Origin of the sequence: Sulfitobacter sp. D7 (assembly GCF_003611275.1) — a bacterium.
GTDB classification, from domain to species: Bacteria; Pseudomonadota; Alphaproteobacteria; order Rhodobacterales; family Rhodobacteraceae; genus Sulfitobacter; species Sulfitobacter profundi.
In genome coordinates, this window is sequence record NZ_CP020694.1 from 889,305 (window position 1) to 907,726 (window position 18,422).

The window sequence follows — 18,422 nt, forward strand, 5'->3', positions numbered from 1 at the left end:
TTCAGAATCGTTACAATTGCAACGAATAGGGAGCCGTGGGACAATCCGTCAAGAAAATTCCAGGTGCAACGATCGCGGGAGGGCCATTCCGGATGGCATCGGATGACTTCAACCTATCGGATTTCCTCCCCTACAGACTGTCCGTATTGGCCGCGCACAACCCGGTTGCAGGGCGCTTTAGATGAACAAACGGACGAGCTCTGAACGACGGGCCAACGCAAATTAGCCGACGTTGGCCGCGTGGAGCTTGCCGATTTCCTCTGCCGTCTCGGTCAGTTTTTTCAAATGCGCTTTGGCCACGGCGGCGACGCTATGCTGTTCGGCCAGCCAAATCAGGCTAACCGCGCCGACAGCATGACCCTGTGACCCTATGGCGACCGCAATCGCGCTTGGAATGCCGCCGTAATCCACCGCACGCCCCCAATAGCCGTCCTCTCGGATGGCGAAACCCTGCGCGCGCACCTCCCGCAACTTTGCTGGCAGCGCCAAGGCAGCGGTGCGGTCTTTGCCGGTGGTGTGGACGGCCAAACGGGCGGAATATTCTGCCTCCTGCTCAGGCTCCAGTGCCGCCAGAAAAGCGCAGCCCAGTGCAGAGCGGAAAGGCGAGGGCCTGTAGCCGATGCAATCGGGAAAGATACCGTGGGTGGAAAAGGTCCGCGTCGTATCCACAATCTCGACCCGGCCATTGCCGATGGGCGCGGCAAGGTCCACGCCAAGTCCCGTGGCATCAGAAAGGGAAAGGATCGCAGAGGCACCTGCTTCGACCAGCGTGTCTATCGACGTAGGGCGGGAATTCACCCGCGGGAAACGGGAGCCGACCCTGTAGCGGCTGTCACTTCTGCTTTGGGTCAGCCAGCGCTGTTGGACCAATGTGGCGCAGATGCGCAGGATTGTCGGCTTAGGCAAGCCGGTCCGCTCGGCCAGAAAAGCCAAGGAACACACGCCATTGCTGGAGATAACTTCGAGGATGTTGAGCCCGCGTTCAACGGAGCGATTCAATTTCGTCATAGCGTTCCACCTAGTGAAATCCATGTTGGACCGTTAACCCTTCGCTGTCTAGTTTTTGCGCAATCACGGCAGGGGCGGAGGAGGCCTTTGCCGGGGTGCCGCATTTAGGGGGGATAAGGACCGATGCAAAACCTGCTTTCAAAATCCGTGACCGGATTGAACCTTGCGCTATCGGGACTGATCATCGCCGTCGTTTTCTACGTTTCCGTCTTTGGCGTGTTCAGCGAGTCCTATCTGCGCGTCGGGATGCTGCTGGTCGGAGGGTTGTTAATCCTGTTGACCCAGATGGAACGCGGCCAAACTGGCGCAGAAAAACCTTTGGCCCTGCTTACGGCGGCGCTATTGGGCGTCTCGGTCTTTCAATACTTTCGCGCAGCGGCAGAGATCGAAACCGGGCTGTATTTCCTGACCTCCACCGACATTTGGCTGGGCACTTTGGGGCTGATCGCCGTGATCGACCTCACGCGCCGGTCTGTTGGCATGGTCATGGCAAGCGTGGCGGCCCTTGTGCTGCTTTATGGGGCCTTTGGCCAATATGCGCCGGGGTTCATGCGCCATGCGGGCATGACCTCGGAAGAGTTGATCCAAGTTCTATGGTATTCCTTTGACGGTGTGTTTGGCCGCCCCATGGCGACAGTCGTCTCGACCATCCTGATCTTTATTATTTTCGGCGCGTTCCTTGAGTTTCTCACGATCGACCGGGTGCTTGTGAAGCTGGCGCTTGCGGCGACAGGGCGTATCCGCTCGGGGCCAGCGGCGGCGGCGACCATTGCCAGCGGGCTGTTTGGCACAATTTCTGGCAGCGCCGTGGCCAATGTCGTGGGCACCGGTGTCATCACGATACCGCTCATCAAAAAACGCGGGTTCAAAGCCCATTTCGCCGGCGCGGTCGAAGCCGCGGCCTCAAGCGGGGGGCAGATCACGCCGCCGATTATGGGGGCCGTGGCCTTTATCATGGCCGATGTCACCGGCGAGCCCTATCTGACCATCTGCGCCGCCGCCGCGGTTCCGGCGATCCTGTATTACGCTGGGTTGTTCATGGCGACCTCAAGTGCGGCGCGGAGCATGGATCTGGACGTTTCCGAACAGCCAAAGCCCAGTTTCGTTTGGCGTGAGCTTGCGCAGATCATTGTCTTTATGCTGTCGCTGACGGCCATCGTCGTTGCCATGGTCGGCGGCTCTTCTCCGGCCTATGCAGGCTTTATCGGCGTGGCCTTTGCCGTCGTGCTGGGTTTCGCGATCAAGCCGGGCCTTTTGACCGATCTATCGTCGTGGGTCAGGTTCATTCGCTCGGCGGGCCTGATCTCAGCCCAGCTTGTGGTGATCGTGGGCGCGGTTGGTATCATCATCGGTATTTTGAACCTGACCGGCGTCGGCCTGCGGTTCGCGTCGCTGGTGGCGAGCTATGCGGATGGGCAGTTGGCGATTTCGCTGTTGCTGATGGCCGTGGCCTGTCTGCTTTTGGGCATGGGGATGCCCACCGTGCCTGCCTATCTGATCATCGTGCTGGTCATGGGGCCAGCGCTGCAACGGCTCGGCGTGCCGATCATTCACACGCATATGTTCGTGCTCTATTTCGGCGTGCTCTCTGCGGTGACGCCGCCTGTGGCGCTTGCGGCCTTTGCCGCGGCACCCATCGCGAGGGCAGGGGCCATGCGCACGGCGATCGAGGCGTCACGACTGGCAATGCCCGGTTTCGTGATCCCTTTCGCCTTTATCTACCAGCCGGCCATGCTGCTTGGGACGGGCTACCCGCTGGCACAATCCGCGCAGTCAATCCTGTTCGTTACTTTGGCGGTGCTGCATATCTCGCGCGCCTGCTACCCGGCGAAAGGCAAGGCGGGCTATGCGCCCTTGGGTCTCGGGATTGCCTTTGCGCTTTTGTTTTTCGGACCGCTGGTGTCGTGGATTGCCGTGGCAGCCACCGTGGCGCTTTGGTCCGCCGTTCGGTTCGGGGCGTTTATGACACCCGAAGTTTCATAATCCAGAGGAGGACAACCCATGACCAACCCAACATTCTCACGCCGTGGTTTTCTAGGCACCGCCACAGGTGCTGCCGCGCTTGCCGCTTTGCCGGGCGCGGCTTTTGCAAAAGACATTCTGCGCATGTCGACGCTGGGGCCGGGCACCAGTCCGAACCTCGTGATGACCACCTTCGCGAGCATCGTGAACGGCGCGCTGCCGGATTATGAAATTCAGTTGAACGCGACCGGCGCGGCCACGCGCCATGTGCTGGAAGTGGCGATGGGACGCAGCGATTTTTGCATGTCTTCGCCCGTCATTCACGCGCTGATGCGCCGTCAGGCGGCCATGTATGAAAAGATCGAACAGGCGCCCGAACTGGTCAACAACCTGCGCACCGTGCTGAACTTCCCGATGGGGGTCTATCACATCGCGGTTTACGATTCCTCCGGCATCACGTCGATGGATCAGATCGCTGGCAAACGTGTGTTCCTCGGCCCTCCCGGAGGGGCGGCCTACACCACCATGGCGCGCCTGTTCAAAGCCGTGGCCGGGCTGGAAGAAGGCACCGATTACGAAGCCGTCAAGCTCGGCTGGGATGCGGCGGCGGCGGCTTTCCAAGACGGCAACCTCGACGTGTACTGCAACCCGACCAACGCGCCCAGTCCTGCGCTGACCCAAATCGCGGTGACCAACAAGATCCGCTTCCTTGGTATTCCTGCCGATACGCTTGAAACCGAAGGCGTTCAGGCGCTTGTTGGCCGCCCGGGCTTCAGCGCGGCCACGCTGCCTGCGGGCATCTATGGCGACAATCAGGCCAATGAGGGGGATGTCACGACACTGGGCGTAATCGTTGGGATCGTAACCAACAAGGACGCGGACGAGGAGATGATCTATCAGATGACCAAAGCCTTCTACGACGGTGTCAAAGAGGCGGGCGAAAGTGCACCTTGGCTGCGGGCAATCACGCCAGCGGGCGCTGTGCAAGACATCAACCTGCTGCTGCACCCCGGCGCTTTGCGTGCCTTGACCGAACTGGGGGTCGAAATCCCTGACGCGGCGAAAGCCTAACCTCAAGGACCGGGGCGCGCCCAGCCCCGGTCCCTTCTGCTATAGCTTAAATACACCTCGGACCCGGACGCCATCATGACAAAAAACGTACTCTTTATCATGTGTGATCAACTGCGATGGGATTACCTGTCCTGCGCAGGGCATCCGGGGCTTGATACGCCGCATATTGACGCTTTGGCCAAACGCGGCGTGCGGTTTGATCGCGCCTATGTGCAGTCGACGATCTGCGGCCCATCGCGCATGTCCTTCTACACGGGCCGCTACGTCAGTTCGCATGGATCAACGTGGAACAACGTGCCGCTGAAAGTGGGCGAGATGACCCTGGGCGACCATTTGCGCCCCCTGGGCGTGCGCACGGCACTCTGCGGCAAGACCCATATGAGCGCCGATGCCGAGGGGATGAAACGCCTCGGTTTGGCCCCCGACAGCACCATCGGCGCTTTGGTGTCTGAATGTGGTTTCGAGCCTTATGAGCGCGACGACGGGCTGCACCCAAGCACCAGTTACGGCAAGCGCAACAAAGCCTATGATGACTACATGAAAGACCGCGGCTGGGAGGATGAAAATCCTTGGGACAGCGTCGCCAACAGTGGCGAGGATGCAGACGGCAACATCCTGAGCGGCTGGTTCCTCGACAATTCGGACGCCAAGGCCCGCGCCTCGGATGAAGAGAGTGAGACCCCCTATATCACCCGCCGTGCGATGGACTTCATTCAAGAGGCGGGCGACACGCCATGGTGCCTGCATCTTAGCTATATCAAACCGCATTGGCCCTATATCGTGCCGGAACCCTACCACGATATGTACCCGCCAGAGACCCATCAGCCGGTGCTGCGCAGCGACGCGGAACAGACGGACCCGCATCCGGTATTCGGTGCCTTCATGGAAGAGCGGGTGTCCAAAGCCTTCACCAGTGACATCACCCGGACCAAGGTGATCGGCGCCTATATGGGGTTGATCAAACAGATCGACGATCAGATGGGCGAACTCATGGCGTTTCTGGACGCCAAGGGTTTGACCGATGAGACGATGATCGTCTTCACCTCGGATCATGGCGACTATCTGGGCGATCACTGGCTTGGCGAGAAGGAGTTGTTTCACGACCCTTCGGCACGCATTCCCCTGATCGTTGTCGACCCCAGTAAAGAGGCGGATGCCACACGCGGCACGGTGTCAGACGCGCTGGTCGAAGCGATTGATGTGGTGCCGACCATCCTCGACTATTTCGATGGGGCCGCCATTCCGCATATCATCGAGGGCAAGTCCCTGCGCCCGCTCATGCAGGGCAAGGCGAACTGTTTGCGCGATTTTGTCATCTCCGAATACGATTACTCCTTCCGCCAAGCCCGCCGTCGTTTGGGCGTGAGCGTTGCCGAGGCCAAACTGACGATGATTTTTGATGGACGTTGGAAATACGTCTTTGCCGAAGGCTTCCGCCCGATGCTGTTCGATTTGCAGGCCGATCCGGATGAGTTCAACGATCTGGGCGATGATCCGCATTCCGCGCAAGAATGCGAACGGCTGCAAAACCTGTTCTTTCAATGGACCCGCCGCATCAGCCAGCGCACCACGATGTCCGACGCTGAAATTGAACGGCGCGGGGTCGACCTCAACGAAGCGCGGGCGGGTGTGCTGATCGGCTTTCCGACGGAGGCCGACCTTGAAGCTGCCTTTGCAGCGGCAGGCGAGAAGCCCAAGAGGTAGGGGCGGCTGCGCATGCCATAGCACCGCGAAGGTCTGTGGCATGCGCACTTGGTCTGGGCCATTAACGCCACTGCTGGAGCTGGCGTTCTGAGGCTGGGGCCTCAATGTGGCCGGTTGCGACCTGCCTGAGCGGCCTGTTCGCGGGGCGGCCAAGTCGATCGGATGTAGGCGAGAATGTCCCAGATGTACGCGTCCGACAGAACCCCTTCAAAGGCGGGCATTCCGCTGGCGAAATCATCAATCCCGCGCGCGGCCAATGCGGCGCTGCCGCCGCGCTTGGTATATTCAAAGAGCAGGGCATTGTCGTGGTGCCAGGTATGGCCTGTGGCATCATGAGGGGGTGCTGGCAGAATGCCGTCCTCATCCGGTGTCCGCCAGTCAGGCTGGCCTTCGAGGTTGGCGCCATGACAGGCCGCGCAGGTCTCGGCATAGAGCGTGCGACCCGCATCGATGTCGCGGCCCTCAAGCTCGTGGCCCGCCTGCGCCGTGGTCGCCCAGACAAGGGCAAGCAGTGAATATCGGATCATGTGACCTCTACCCATGTTCGCATCCCTCCGATGGCATGGCTTAGCATATGGCAGTGGATCAGCCAGCGTCCCGGATTGTCAAAAACGCAAAGCACATCCCGGCTTTCACCTGCCGCCACCAAAGTTGTGTCGCGCAGATCACCAAGGCTGTCATCGGCGGCAAGTTCATAGAAATGATGGCCATGCAGATGGATGCCATGCGGAAAGGCGGTATCATTCACGAATGTGATCCGTACCGTTTCGCCGCGTTCGATGGCGGCAAAGGAATCCTGTGGCAGGTCCGAGACATCGTTGAAGGACCAGATGTTGGCACCGCCGTGCCGCCCGCCCATGGCACCGCCCATCATGGTCAGCGTCAGGTGCTGGGAGGGGGCACCCGGTGCGGGGAGGTCCGGTGCCGCCAAGGTCGGCAGAGGCCCCGATTGCCGATCCGTATTTTTGCCAGAGATGGACAATTCGGCCAGACGGTAAGGTTTCTGCCGCGTGGGCATGTCAAAGCCGACCGGGCCGGTGACATCGACGATCAGGTCGGCCCGCTGGGCCGGCGCCAGAACGAGGTCAGAGGCCGCGCGGGGTTGGCTCAGTGCCATGCCGTCCAGGGCGACAACCGAACCAGAAACGCCAGAGATGCTTAGGGGGAAAATACGATTGGTCGCCGCATTGATCAGCCGCAGGCGGATGCGATCACCTTGCCGCACCTCGCTTCGCGATAGGAAGCCGCGGGCGAAATTGCCCATATAGCCCGCATGGGCGACGCTGTGCATGTCGGTGAATTCATCAACAAGGCTGCCATCTTCGTCGATGATCCAATCGGACAGGATCACGGTGATGTCATGATCCAGATCGAGGGGGGCGTCGTCTTCGACGATCAGCGGCCCCATCAAGCCGCGCGCCACCTGCTCTTGCGAGATATAGTGCGAATGATACCAATAGGTCCCCGCATCGGGCGGCACGAAGCTGTAGGTCTTGCTGTCCCCGGGGTTGATCAGGTCTTGCGTCAGCACCGGGACGCCGTCCATCCGGTTTTCCAGCCGGATGCCGTGCCAGTGAACGGCGGTGCCCTCTTCAAGCCCGTTCTCGACCTCAATCGATGCCCGCGCACCCCGTTTAAGCCTGATCTCAGGTCCCGGCATCGAGCCGTTGAACCCCAGCATTGCGGTGGTGCCTTCGCCTTCGGGAAGGATTTGCTGGCTTACCGTTTCGGCCTTCAGCTTCAGTGGCGTCTGGCCAGCAAAGCCCGGAAGGGGCAGAACCGCGGCGGCGGAAACGCTGGCGAGGAATTGTCTTCTGTTCATGTCATGCCTTATCGGAATGAATTGCGGTTGATGCTGCCACGGGGGACGGCGCGCGCCGATGTCCAAGGCATGTAGGTATGTCCTGCCGGGGCCAATTCCAACTGTCGGTGACGGGGTGGAGGTGGACCGCCTATGCGCTCTCTATCGGGAAAGAGAATGGGCCGAACCACTTGGGTCACCCCTTGTCCGACAGGGGCGCGCGTCCCGCCATGACCTGCAGCACGAAGCTGCCTGACGCCGTAATCATGAGAAAGCCGTGAAATGCCTCTATCCCGGTGATGAAGCGCAGGTGCCCCACGGGGGTCAAGTCGCCGCGCCCCAAGGTGGTGAAGTTGACCAGCGAGAAATAGAAATAATCCATCATCGTGGTGGGCTTTCCCGCGGGCCGGATCCGTTCAGCGCGCCGATTTGCAAACCCTGCACGGCCCAAAGGAAGAACAGCGTATAGATGAAAGCCTCGATGACATGCGCGATTGTGATTGCGCCGACGGCCAAGCCAAGGTTCTGGCCATGCGCAGCACTTTTGCGCTGCGCGATGGTATCGGAAACCCGTTTGAGCACGAGATAGTGGATCGCCGTGCAGATGCTGACGACCAGAACGGATAGAAGCATTGCTTGGATCATGAAGGGGCAACCTGTTTTGCGGGGGGCGTTTCCTCAAGCGATTACGCCGGGGCGGCGTTTGATCTGGTTGCAGGGCCTATCGCTGAGCCATTCACAGCCACAGTTTGCAGGGCCTCTGCGGGCATCAATGCGTCATCCATCAAATCCTCAATGAAGGTGCTGAGCAACTGGGTGCGCCCGGTGACCGAAGCCTTGCGATAGATCGCGTTTGTCTGCGCTTTGATCGTGCCTTCGGAGGTGCCGCGCAGGTCCGCAATGTCGCGGGTACTCAGGCCCTTGACCAAAAACACCGCGACATCCCGCTCGGCGGGGGTCAGACGCCAATCGGTGAAATGCTGCGTCATCACCAGCGAGAACTCCGAGGTGCATCTGCGCATCTTCTCTTCGGCCAGCCGCGCACGTTGCAGACTGGTCCTAAGGGCGATCCAGCCAAGTGCCACGCCGAGGTTCAACCCGATGGCCAGCACGGTCTGCTGATACTCATGGCTCTGCCAGATCAGAAATTCAGGCTCCAGTCCGACAGCGTCCAGCAAGAAGCAGACGGAAAAGAAGATTGCCACAATTGCCTGTAGTGCAGCGATGGCCCAAAGGGCGATGGTTCCACGCGTTCTCATTGCTCGAACTGCCTTTTTTTGGTGGAAAGAGCAGGGCCAGCCCGTTCGCCGGCCCTGCTGTCGGCGCTTACTTCATCGCTGTGACGGTCAGCTTGCCTTTTACACGGTCGGCCACGAATTCGATGTTCTGGCCTTCCTTCATATTGGCGATCAGCGTCTCATCGGCTTTGAACACCATGGTCATCGACGGCATGTCGAGGTTTTCCAGCGGGCCGTGAATGATGGTGACCTTCTTGCCCTTGGCGTCGACCTTTTTGATCTTGCCGGTGGAGTAGACCGCGGGCGCTTCTGGCGCCTCATCAGACTGCGCCACGGTGATCGGGCCATGCATGCCGGATTCGTAGTGGCCGGGGATCAGGCAGGCGAACTCGAAGGAGCCTTCGTTGGCGAAGGTCCAGATCACCTCGCCCTCCATGCCGGAGTCGAGACGGACCGAGTTCGGGTCGTCATGCTCCATGTCCATCTTGGCCATGGCTTCCTTGTGCTCGGCATTGCCTTCCATCGTGTCGATCACGAACTCATGTTCGATCTCGCCTTTGTTGGTGACGGCAAAGCGGATCGTCTCGCCTTTCTTAATGTCGAACTCGGCGGGCTCAAAGATCATCTCGCCATCGTCGGTTTCGCGCATGGTCACGTCGATGGTGCGATCGACCGCCTCGGCCTTGCCAGGCATGCCGATGGCCATCTCTTTGTGCATGTCGCCGTGGCCATCATCGTCATGACCGCCGTCATGGGTGCCCGCGGCAAAGGCAGGGGCGGTGATGAGAAGGCTGAGGGCGGTCGAAAGAAGAAGTTTGTTCATGGTGTTTCCTGTATGGGTTGGTTGTCATTGTGGTCCGAGGGCCGCTTAGCCCTCGGAGGTTGGTTTCGGCGTGATTTGGGTTTTTGGGCTGTGGTTCTGCGCGAACTCTGGCAGCTCGCCCGTCCATTCATACGCCTCGGTGCCCGGAGGGTTTTCGTACCAGCCGGGATCTTCGTAGTCGTCCGCGTCGATGCCTTGGCGCACCTTCACGACCGAGAACATGCCGCCCATTTCTAGCGGGCCATGTGGCCCCCAACCGGCCATCATCGACACGGTGTTGTCGGGCAGGGGCATCGACATTTCGCCCATATCCGCCATGCCCGCCGTGCCCATGGGCATAAACTCTGGCTGCACGCGGCGAACCTGACTTGTCATGTTCGAACTGCTGGTGCCAATGAGCGTCGGCACGTCATGGCCCATGGCGTTCATCGTGTGGTGCGACTTGTGGCAATGGATTGCCCAGTCGCCCAGATGGTCGGCCACGAACTCATAGGCGCGCATGGCACCCACAGGGATGTCGATGGAGACCTCGGGCCATTGCGCCGATTCTGGCACCCAGCCGCCATCGGTGCAGGTAACCTTGAAGTCATAGCCGTGCATGTGGATCGGGTGGTTGGTCATCGTCAGGTTGCCGACGCGCACGCGCACCTTGTCCCCTTGATTGACCACTAGCGGGTCAATGTCGGGGAAGATGCGGCTGTTCCAAGTCCACAGGTTAAAATCCGTCATCGTCATGATGCGGGGTATGTAGGTGCCCGGATCAATATCAAAAGCGTTCAGCATGATCAGGAAGTCCCGATCGACGCGCATGAAATCGGGATCCTTAGGGTGGACCACGAACATGCCCATCATGCCCATCGCCATCTGCACCATCTCATCGCCGTGAGGGTGGTACATGAAGGTGCCGGATTTGGTCAGATCGAACTCATAGACAAAGGTCTTGCCCGGCGGAATGCCGGGATGGCTGAGCCCGCCGACACCGTCCATGCCCGAGGGCAGGATCAGACCGTGCCAATGGATCGTCGTATGCTCGGGCAGGCGGTTGGTGACGTAGATGCGCACCCGGTCGCCCTCGACGGCTTCGATGGTCGGGCCGGTGGATTGGCCGTTGTAGCCCCAAAGCCGCGCGATCATTCCGTCGGCCAGTTCACGTTCCACCGGTTCGGCAACAAGGTGGAATTCCTTGACGCCGTTGTTCATCCGGTGGGGTAGGGTCCAGCCGTTAAGCGTGACCACGGGGTTATAATCCGGCCCGCTGGTGGGACGGGTCGGGGCTTGGGTCAGCGCGCTGTCCATCACCGCGGCTTCGGGCAGGCCCATGTTCATGGTCTGGCCCCATGCTTTGGAGGACACGAGCGTTGCACCCGCAGCACCGGCCCCCAGAAGTTGACGTCTGTTGATCATGTGGTTGCTTCCTTGTCTCAATGTCCGGCGCCGCCACCGGCGGCGATTTGGGTTTCTCCACCGGCGCCACCGCCGCCGCTGCCACCGCCGTAGATCGCGGCAGTCAGACCAGCCGAGGCCAGCCAGAATTCACGCTTGGCGCTGGCTGCTTCGAGCTGGCTCGCGATCTTCTCGCGGGCGTCGTTCAGCAGATCGAATGTGCTGGTGATCATGCCGTTGTTGCTGAGCAGTGCTTCCTCGTCGATTGTGCGGCGCAGGGGCAGCACGACGTCTGAGTAGTGCCGCGCGATCTGGTGGCTTGATCGGTAGGCCGTGGCCGCCGCCCGCGCTTCGGAGCGGACGTTCACAGCCTGCTCGGCCAGCACATTGGCCGCCTGAAGATAGCTCAGCTCGGCCTTGCGCAGCCGCGCTTTGCCGCTGTCGAAGATTGGGATCACGAACTCAAACTCGACCTGCGGTGACACGCTGGTCTCAATCTCCCCGTTCTCTTCTTCACGCTCGATCTCGGCTCCGGCGATGACTTCCAAATCGGTCAGGGTGCGGGTGGCATCGGTCAGACCATACGCCTTGGCCGTTGCTGCCAACCCCAGCCGGGCGACTTCCAAATCAACACGATTGGCCAGCGCCAGCCGTTCAATGCCCCTGTGGCTGCTGACCGTGTTCGGCACACGCGGCAGGGCATCGGGCACGTAATAGGCCACGTCCTGCCCCCAAAGGCCCATAAGCCGGGTCAGTTGCTCCTTGGCCAATTGCGCGTCCAGCCGCGCCTGTGCCAATTGGCCCGCCATTTCGGCGTTGAACGCCTGCTCTCGGGCCTGCGCGGCTTTGTTAAGCGCGCCGGTCTTGCCCAGCTGCTGCGCCAGTTCCGCCGCCGCATCGGTGGTGACGGCCGCGCGTTTCAGATAGCTGACCGTTTCAAAGGCCGCGACCGCATTGACCCAAGCCTCGCGCGTTTCATTGGCCAGCGCCAGCGTGTCGCTGACGGCTTGCATCTGCGCGTGCTGGAACTCGGCCTCGGCAGCGGCGATGCGCTGTTTGCGGGTGCGGGCGTCCAGAAGGTTAACGGCGATCATGCTCTCCAAGGCGCGGTACAGCCCGACCTCGGGCGCACCGATGCCTAAAAGACCAATGGAAACGACAGGGTTTTCTGGCGTGGACTGTTGCCATGCTTCGGCCGCCGAAAGGCCGATCTGCGCATAGGATGCCTGAAGCCCTTTGTTGTTCAAAAGCGCGACCTGCACCGCGGTTTCGGCACTGATCGTCTTGCCCTGCACCATGGCGCGGACCTGTTTGGAGGCCGCGACGGTCTCGGCCTGCGACTGCGCCCAGACGGTGCGCTTGCCGATAGCCTTGGAGGTGCGCGCTTCAACAGTGGCAAAGCCAGCATCACGGGCCGAGAAACTCACCGGCAGGTCCGTTGCCGTGCAGGCGCCCAAGATCAGTGGTGTAATGACGGCGGCGGTTTTCAGTTTCCAACGCATCAGTGGTTCATCCCTTGCATTGCGCCCGGCTTGGGGGCCTGTTCCGCATTCAGCCGCCGCCAATCGAGCGGTTCGACGACACCGCGACGACGGTAGCCTGAAAAGGGCTGTTCCTCGGCGGTGGCAGCACTGCCACGTGCGCTGTTGTCGGCGGCGGTCATCGCGGCGACTTGGGGCAGAGGCGTGGGCTGCTGCACATAGGCGGCAGTGACATCAGGAAGAGGCGGGAGCGCCGTGGCGCAGGCGCCAAGGGTCAGGGACAGCGTCCCTGCGATCAGTGGTAATTTCATTGGTATTTTGCCTGAGAAAGAGGTGATCTTACCCGCGGCTCGAAACCGCGGATGCAAAGGCCGTCAGGGGGCCGGGATCAACTCAGGCTCGAGGCGGACGCAATTGGCCCGTGGGCTGGCCAGAGGCGACAGAGTGGGACACGCTGGTATATTCAACGGATCGCACGGCCGTCATCTTGGCGTCCTGCGAAGTGGTCAGCGCTGCCGTCAGACAGATGCCACCACAGCAAGGCTCGCCTTCGAAACTGTCTGTTATGTCTGTCAGATCAGGTAGCGCCGCAACATCCTGTTGCAGGTCTGACGCTGCGGTCATCTGGTGGCCCGCGTGATGCGCCGCCTGCGCGCTTTCGTGCATTCCGCTTTCGGCATGAACCGAAGAGGGCGGAAGCAGCAGCAAACCACAGGCCAGAACCACACCCAGTAGGGCGCGGCAGAGGTTTGATATGTTTGCCAGAGCACGCATGGCCTTAGCAGTGTCGTAAGTCGCGATGCCTGTCAACGCGTCCAGCGCTGGAAGGATTGCAATTAAATCTTCGGCCTTTGCATCAAAGACGCGAAAGTCGACGGGAGGCCCACCCGGTTCGGCAGGCCCCCCTTGGCGAGGGTCACATCTCGTTCGTGCAGTCCAGGAACCCGCGGTAGCCAACGGTCAGCCCGCGGTCGAGATGGAATTTCATCTCGGCTTCCGAGCGGCGCAGGTTGCTTTCGGTATCGGTCCAATCCGCCCCGGCAAGGGGGGTGACGGTCACGTCAACGCCATCGGCGGTGAAACGGGCGCCATCGGCAAGCGCGGCTTGGTCAATGGCCTCATCGGATTGCAATTCGATCAAGGTGCCCGAGAGTTTGATGCCCCCGGCGTTGCCCGCCATCACAAGGCTTGGGTCGCCTTCGTTGGTGCGGCCAAACTCACAGGTGGCGGCGCTGCCAAGCAGGCTTTTGATATCCTCAGGGGTCAGCCCCGCCGGGTCGACTTTTGCGACCTCTGCGGAGGATAGCGCGTCGTCCACCGTACCGACTTCGGGCTGGCTTTCGGCCTCGCCCAGTTCCGGATCAACCGCGTCGCCGTTCTCTTCGATGTCGGCGATCAGGCTGCGCATCTCGGCGATCTCTTTGCGCTGTGCGGCGATGATGCCATCGGCCATCTTGCGCACGCGCGGGTCCGAAAGTTCTGCCCGTTCAGAGGTCATAATCGCGATCGAATGGTGCGGGATCATGGCGCGCATATAGCTGGTATCGCCCACGGTAACTTGGCTGCGCACCAGCCAAAGGGTCAGGGCGAAGACCGCGATGGAGCCGATATAGATGACGATGTTGATGGCCTTGTTGGAATACATCGACAACATGAAGCTTAGCATGATGACCGCCATCACAGCCCCCATCAGCAGCGCCATATAGGTCCGCGTTTCGCTGAAAAAGACATGCTCAAATGCGTAGGTGTTCAGGTACATCAGGCCAAACATCACGATGGTCGAAGTCGCGATCATTGCGGCGAAACGCCAGTAGGACATGGGGTGTCTCCTCTTTCAAATTTCTGCGCGATTGCGGCGCGCACCGTGGCAATCAAGGGCATGGGGGGCTATGATCGCCAAAGCCAATGCGGGCCTTGCAACGCGCCGGCAAAGTGCGAATGAGGCGGCCCTAGATACCCCCCTATGGTATGTTAACTGGCCACGGTCGTCTTAGTTCCGATAGGTGGAGGCACCAAACGTGGAAGCAAAGCAGAACAAGGCAGCGATCCTTAAGCGACTGGCGCGGCTGGAAGGGCAGTTGCGCGGCGTCACACGGATGGTCGATGAGGGGCGCTATTGCGTGGACGTGCTGGTGCAAACCGCCGCCGTCCGCTCGGCACTGCGCGCGGTCGAGCGATTGGTGATCGAGGATCACGCCAACCACTGTATGGAAGAGGCGATCCTATCGGGCGACCGCGAAGAGCAGCGCCAGAAGTTCCGTGAATTGGTCGCCTTGCTGGAAAAGGCACGCGACTAGGGGTTCGTTTTGGAGGTGGGCGGTTTGCGCTTAATATCCTAGACGCGAGACCCGCGGGGTTGGCCGCGAATGTGATGCGCAAACCGCATGGCGACCGGCAAGCTACGCGGCGAAAGTCAGGCATGTGCCAAAGACGGCACGCGGTAGAGGCGCAGCCTCCCGATTGGCACCTGAGACAGGTGTTCATAATGCGCAAGTTTTCTCTCATCTCTGCCCCGTGGTGAAACCATAGCCACGGGGCGAACATTGGCCCTCTGTAGCCCTAGTTTTTTTGAACGCCCCGCTTTTCGGGGCCGCAACTGTTAGGAATGCGCCATGACAGATCAGAATTTTGATGCCCTCGACAGCCCGCAGAGCCAGCCCGGTCAGGAACATAAGATGGACCCTGCGCCCGAGTACACGCCGCGCTACCCCGGCTCGGATCGGCTCAAGGATAAGGTTGCGCTTATCACCGGGGGGGACAGCGGGATCGGACGGGCCACGGCGCTTCTCTATGCGCGCGAGGGGGCGGATGTCGCCATCGTTTACCGCAATGAGAGCCGCGATGCCGAAGAGACCAAACAGTTGGTCGAGGCCGAGGGCCGCCGGGCGTTGTTGCTGGAGGGCGATGTCGGCCAGAAAGACTTTTGCAAAGATGCCGTGCGCCGCACGATGGAGACCTTCGGCAAGATCGACATTCTGGTCAATGACGCCGGCGAACAGCACGCGCAGGAGCGCCTTGAGGATATCGAAGAAGCCCAGATTGAGCGCACGTTCCGTACCAATATCATCGGCACGATCCTGATGACCCAGGCGACGCTACCGCACCTGAAAAAGGGCGCGCGGATCATCTGTGTCACCTCGATCACCGCCTATAAAGGGCAGGATTTGCTGATCGACTATGCTTCGACCAAAGGGGCGATCCTGTCTTTCTTGCGCGCCATGGCAAGCAAGCTCGCGCCCGAGGGTATTTTGGTCAATGGTGTGGCACCGGGGCCGATCCGGACGCCCCTGATCCCGGCGTCCTTCCCCGCCGATAAAGTTGAGGAGTTTGGCCAGAACGCCCCCCTTGGCCGCCCCGGTCAGCCGAATGAGGTCGCGCCCTCCCTGCTGTTCCTCGCCTGCGAGGATTCGTCCTATATGAGCGGGCAGGTGCTGCACCCGAACGGCGGCACGCTCGTTGGGGGATAGACCAGTTGCCTTATGCCCCGCACAGTATGGCAGTTGCCGTGCGGGGTGATACCGGGGGGCGTTTCAGCGCACCCAGTGGAAAGACAACTGAGCCGGCCTGCGGCTCAGTTCAGCCTCTTTCACAGAAATCGTACTCAGCCCACCGGATGCCGCCGCGCCCCGGATCGCAAAGGCAAAGTGCCGTCATCGACGCCTTCAATCGTGACCGATGCCTCGATCTTGGTCCGTGGCATGATCGAGATGTCGTGGATACGCCAGTGCAGGTCCAGCAGCTTTGCCTCCGCCGCCTCGATCCTTCCCGCAGAACAACCGTTCTCATGGGCCACGACGTAGATCGTGCCGGTCAGAAAACGCCCTTCCTCATGCAGACGCAGGCGGCTTTCGCGCACCCACGGCAGCGCTCCAAAGGTCTTTTGAACCTCTTCGATCAGGGGATCGAACTCTTTGTCTTCGATCGTCCGGGGCATCTCATCGCTGAGGTCGCGGATCGCCGCGCCGGTATGCTTGAAGCCGTCGTGAAGCACGTCCAACGCGATCACGATGGCCGCGACAGCATCGGCCCACCACCAGCCCATCCCGATCCCGAGGATGCCCACGATCCCGGCAAGCCCCGTCATCCAGTCCGCCTTGTTCATCATGGCGTCCGCGTAGAGGGTCTTGTCATGCAACATCTTGGCGGGCTTCATCTTTAGATGGCCGAAAATGACCGGCATCACGACGCTATAGGCCAGCGCCGCGATCATCACCCAGCCGAACCAGATGGTGGCACCAAAGAGTTCGACACTGCCGATGGTCGGGTGCTCTTGTTTGATCAAGGCGATGGAGGAATCGACGATGAGAAATATCCCCACGCCGCCAAGGGCCACCGCGCTGATCAGATAAGCGATTGAGGTGACGCGGATATACCCCAGCGGGAAGCGGCGGTTCGGTTTCCACCCCTCGATCCACGATCCCACGAGAAAGGCGATGGGCGGTACAAAGCTGAGTAGGTCTTCGATCCATGCGGTTTTCATCGCTTGGCTGCTGCCCACCGCAAAGTAAATCGCGGCCACGATGGAGGCCAAGACGACGAGCCAGATGGCCTCCAACCAGCGGGCCCGGTGGAGCGCCTTCTTTTGCGCCTCGGGCATGGTGCGGATGGAACGGGTCACGGTGCATAGGCGCGCAAACGCGCCCCGATGGTCCCGGCCTCGCGCCGAAAGAAATCCTCGATCTTCATCAGCCAAGCGTTCTCGCCTTGCTGCACGGCGACGACATGTTCCGCCCGATCCAGCGTCGTTTCGGTCGCGGCAAGGTCTCTCACCACAAGCTGCCAATGGGGGACGGCGGCGAGGGTCTGATCATCGGTCCATTGGTCTACCGGAATGCCGCCTTCCTCCGCCACCAGTGCGGCGAGGGGGAGGTGGGGTGGTACGAAAACCTGCTGATCTTCGATGTCATGGGGCCGGGCGTTTGGCGTGCGGCTGCCTATGACAAACGCTTCTTCGAAATAGGTATAGCTTGGCGCAGCACCTTTCACCGGGGTCACGTCTTTGCGGGCAAAGCCCCCGATGGCGAGGTCGATGTCGCCCTTTTCCAACCCCTCCAGCGCCGCGAATGCGCCGAGAGGCTTCCATTCGATGGCGACCCCCAATTCTTCGGCAAAGGCGCGCGCCAGATCGGCTTCGACACCCTGTGGCGGGCCACTGTCAGGCAACACGACCCATGGCGGGTTTTCCGATACCGCGACGGTCATTTCTTGGTCGGAGAGAACGGTCTCGAGGGTTCCTTCCACATCGCGAGGGAACCGCAGATCGTCGCAGGCGGCAAGCAGGCTCACCCCCCCGAGGAGCATTGCAATCGTAAAGTTGAGTGGGTTTCCCACGCCTTTGGCACCGTGTGGCGTGGCTTTGCGGGGCGTCATCTCTTTATTCCTTAGGGCCGGATCGCAAGGGGATAACGGGCGGTTTATCAAAAGGTTCCGGGGCAGGAGGGCGGCCCGGGGCGGCGCTTAGGTCTCTGCGCACATCAACCACAGGTCGGTCATTTCCTGCCGGTAGGGGGGGCGCTGACCAACTCTTTCGGAACACCGACCCCGATGTGGCGATTTATACCTTAGGAATGCCGCCCCACGGTGCCGCGCCCGATGAGTGACAACGCGCAGTAGATGGTCGGCGTCTATGCTGATGAAGCCTCGAATGCAGGCCGCTGACCGCATTAACAGCCCGAAAGGAGAACGTCATGCCAAACGAGCCAGATCACGCCAAAGAGAAACGCCCACCCCACCGGGAGCGCCACAATGCGCAGGATGACCACGAAGGCGCGGCGCACCGTCCTGAGGAGTTCGATCCAAAGAACCCGCAAAAGGCGGTGAAGAAAGAGAAGTGAACGCGAAAGCAGTGCGAAATTCCCGCGCTGCTTTCTCGCATCGCTCAGTTATTATTGTCGGGCGAAAAATACCCTAAGCGGTGCCGCGGACGGGGCGGGATCAGCCCCACGGTCTTG

20 protein-coding genes are annotated in these 18,422 nt (G+C 60.8%); 6 read left to right on the forward strand and 14 right to left on the reverse strand.

The window, feature by feature from the left end; all coding sequences use genetic code 11:
• Positions 1–222: 222 nt before the first annotated feature.
• Positions 223–1,008, reverse strand: coding sequence for an IclR family transcriptional regulator (locus B5M07_RS04210; protein WP_120350352.1), 786 nt, complete (start codon positions 1,006–1,008; stop codon positions 223–225).
• A gap of 123 nt (positions 1,009–1,131) precedes the next feature.
• Between B5M07_RS04210 and B5M07_RS04215 the strand changes: the two genes are divergently transcribed.
• The 3 genes from B5M07_RS04215 to B5M07_RS04225 all read left to right on the forward strand — a co-directional run bounded on the left by B5M07_RS04215 (position 1,132) and on the right by B5M07_RS04225 (position 5,745).
• Complete coding sequence (locus tag B5M07_RS04215) at positions 1,132–2,991, forward strand: TRAP transporter permease (protein ID WP_120350353.1); 1,860 nt, start codon at positions 1,132–1,134, stop codon at positions 2,989–2,991.
• Between the two features lie 18 nt (positions 2,992–3,009).
• Positions 3,010–4,041 (forward strand): TAXI family TRAP transporter solute-binding subunit, encoded by a 1,032-nt coding sequence (locus tag B5M07_RS04220; RefSeq protein WP_120350354.1) that lies wholly within the window; start codon positions 3,010–3,012, stop codon positions 4,039–4,041.
• Positions 4,042–4,116: 75 nt separating this feature from the next.
• Positions 4,117–5,745 (forward strand): alkaline phosphatase family protein, encoded by a 1,629-nt coding sequence (locus tag B5M07_RS04225; protein WP_120350355.1) that lies wholly within the window; start codon positions 4,117–4,119, stop codon positions 5,743–5,745.
• Between the two features lie 101 nt (positions 5,746–5,846).
• Here B5M07_RS04225 and B5M07_RS04230 read toward each other — a convergent pair whose 3' ends face one another.
• The 11 genes from B5M07_RS04230 to B5M07_RS04275 form a co-directional block, all read right to left on the reverse strand.
• On the reverse strand, positions 5,847–6,272 hold the full coding sequence (locus B5M07_RS04230; protein ID WP_120350356.1) for a c-type cytochrome: 426 nt from the start codon (positions 6,270–6,272) through the stop codon (positions 5,847–5,849).
• The gene (locus B5M07_RS04235; RefSeq protein ID WP_120350357.1) at positions 6,269–7,567 is read right to left on the reverse strand and encodes a multicopper oxidase family protein; all 1,299 of its coding nucleotides are present in this window, start codon (positions 7,565–7,567) and stop codon (positions 6,269–6,271) included. The genes B5M07_RS04230 and B5M07_RS04235 overlap by 4 nt, the downstream gene beginning before the upstream one ends.
• 175 nt (positions 7,568–7,742) lie before the next feature.
• Positions 7,743–7,931 carry an ion channel gene (locus tag B5M07_RS19580; protein WP_254693956.1) on the reverse strand — a complete coding sequence of 63 codons (189 nt, stop codon included), beginning with the start codon at positions 7,929–7,931 and terminating at the stop codon, positions 7,743–7,745.
• Entirely contained in the window at positions 7,928–8,191 is a 264-nt protein-coding gene (locus B5M07_RS19585) for a hypothetical protein (protein ID WP_254693957.1), read from the reverse strand. The genes B5M07_RS19580 and B5M07_RS19585 overlap by 4 nt, the downstream gene beginning before the upstream one ends.
• A gap of 41 nt (positions 8,192–8,232) precedes the next feature.
• Complete coding sequence (locus B5M07_RS04245; protein ID WP_120350358.1) at positions 8,233–8,805, reverse strand: helix-turn-helix transcriptional regulator; 573 nt, start codon at positions 8,803–8,805, stop codon at positions 8,233–8,235.
• Positions 8,806–8,872: 67 nt separating this feature from the next.
• Positions 8,873–9,607 carry a copper-binding protein gene (locus B5M07_RS04250; RefSeq protein WP_120350359.1) on the reverse strand — a complete coding sequence of 245 codons (735 nt, stop codon included), beginning with the start codon at positions 9,605–9,607 and terminating at the stop codon, positions 8,873–8,875.
• Positions 9,608–9,652: 45 nt separating this feature from the next.
• The gene (locus B5M07_RS04255) at positions 9,653–11,011 is read right to left on the reverse strand and encodes a multicopper oxidase family protein (RefSeq protein WP_120350360.1); all 1,359 of its coding nucleotides are present in this window, start codon (positions 11,009–11,011) and stop codon (positions 9,653–9,655) included.
• Between the two features lie 17 nt (positions 11,012–11,028).
• Positions 11,029–12,492: a TolC family protein gene (locus B5M07_RS04260; RefSeq protein WP_120350361.1), complete on the reverse strand. Its 1,464-nt coding sequence runs from the start codon at positions 12,490–12,492 to the stop codon at positions 11,029–11,031.
• Positions 12,492–12,782 (reverse strand): hypothetical protein, encoded by a 291-nt coding sequence (locus B5M07_RS04265; protein WP_120350362.1) that lies wholly within the window; start codon positions 12,780–12,782, stop codon positions 12,492–12,494. The genes B5M07_RS04260 and B5M07_RS04265 overlap by 1 nt, the downstream gene beginning before the upstream one ends.
• A gap of 82 nt (positions 12,783–12,864) precedes the next feature.
• The gene (locus B5M07_RS04270; RefSeq protein WP_120350363.1) at positions 12,865–13,245 is read right to left on the reverse strand and encodes a hypothetical protein; all 381 of its coding nucleotides are present in this window, start codon (positions 13,243–13,245) and stop codon (positions 12,865–12,867) included.
• Between the two features lie 142 nt (positions 13,246–13,387).
• Complete coding sequence (locus B5M07_RS04275) at positions 13,388–14,290, reverse strand: DUF305 domain-containing protein (RefSeq protein ID WP_120350364.1); 903 nt, start codon at positions 14,288–14,290, stop codon at positions 13,388–13,390.
• A 199-nt stretch (positions 14,291–14,489) separates the two neighbouring features.
• On the opposite strand from B5M07_RS04275, the gene B5M07_RS04280 reads away from it, so the two are divergent.
• Both B5M07_RS04280 and B5M07_RS04285 read left to right on the forward strand, forming a co-directional pair.
• The gene (locus B5M07_RS04280) at positions 14,490–14,768 is read left to right on the forward strand and encodes a metal-sensitive transcriptional regulator (protein WP_067630970.1); all 279 of its coding nucleotides are present in this window, start codon (positions 14,490–14,492) and stop codon (positions 14,766–14,768) included.
• Between the two features lie 315 nt (positions 14,769–15,083).
• Entirely contained in the window at positions 15,084–15,938 is an 855-nt protein-coding gene (locus tag B5M07_RS04285; RefSeq protein WP_120350365.1) for an SDR family oxidoreductase, read from the forward strand.
• A gap of 134 nt (positions 15,939–16,072) precedes the next feature.
• Here the strand turns inward: B5M07_RS04285 and B5M07_RS04290 are convergent, their stop codons facing one another.
• Together B5M07_RS04290 and B5M07_RS04295 are read right to left on the reverse strand one after the other, a co-directional pair.
• Positions 16,073–17,089 (reverse strand): cation transporter, encoded by a 1,017-nt coding sequence (locus B5M07_RS04290; RefSeq protein ID WP_120350366.1) that lies wholly within the window; start codon positions 17,087–17,089, stop codon positions 16,073–16,075.
• Positions 17,086–17,841 (reverse strand): transporter substrate-binding domain-containing protein, encoded by a 756-nt coding sequence (locus tag B5M07_RS04295; protein WP_120350367.1) that lies wholly within the window; start codon positions 17,839–17,841, stop codon positions 17,086–17,088. The genes B5M07_RS04290 and B5M07_RS04295 overlap by 4 nt, the downstream gene beginning before the upstream one ends.
• Positions 17,842–18,158: 317 nt before the next feature.
• Between B5M07_RS04295 and B5M07_RS19390 the strand changes: the two genes are divergently transcribed.
• A complete protein-coding gene (locus B5M07_RS19390) occupies positions 18,159–18,305 on the forward strand; it encodes a hypothetical protein (protein ID WP_162931808.1) in 147 nt (48 codons plus the stop codon).
• Positions 18,306–18,422: the final 117 nt, after the last annotated feature.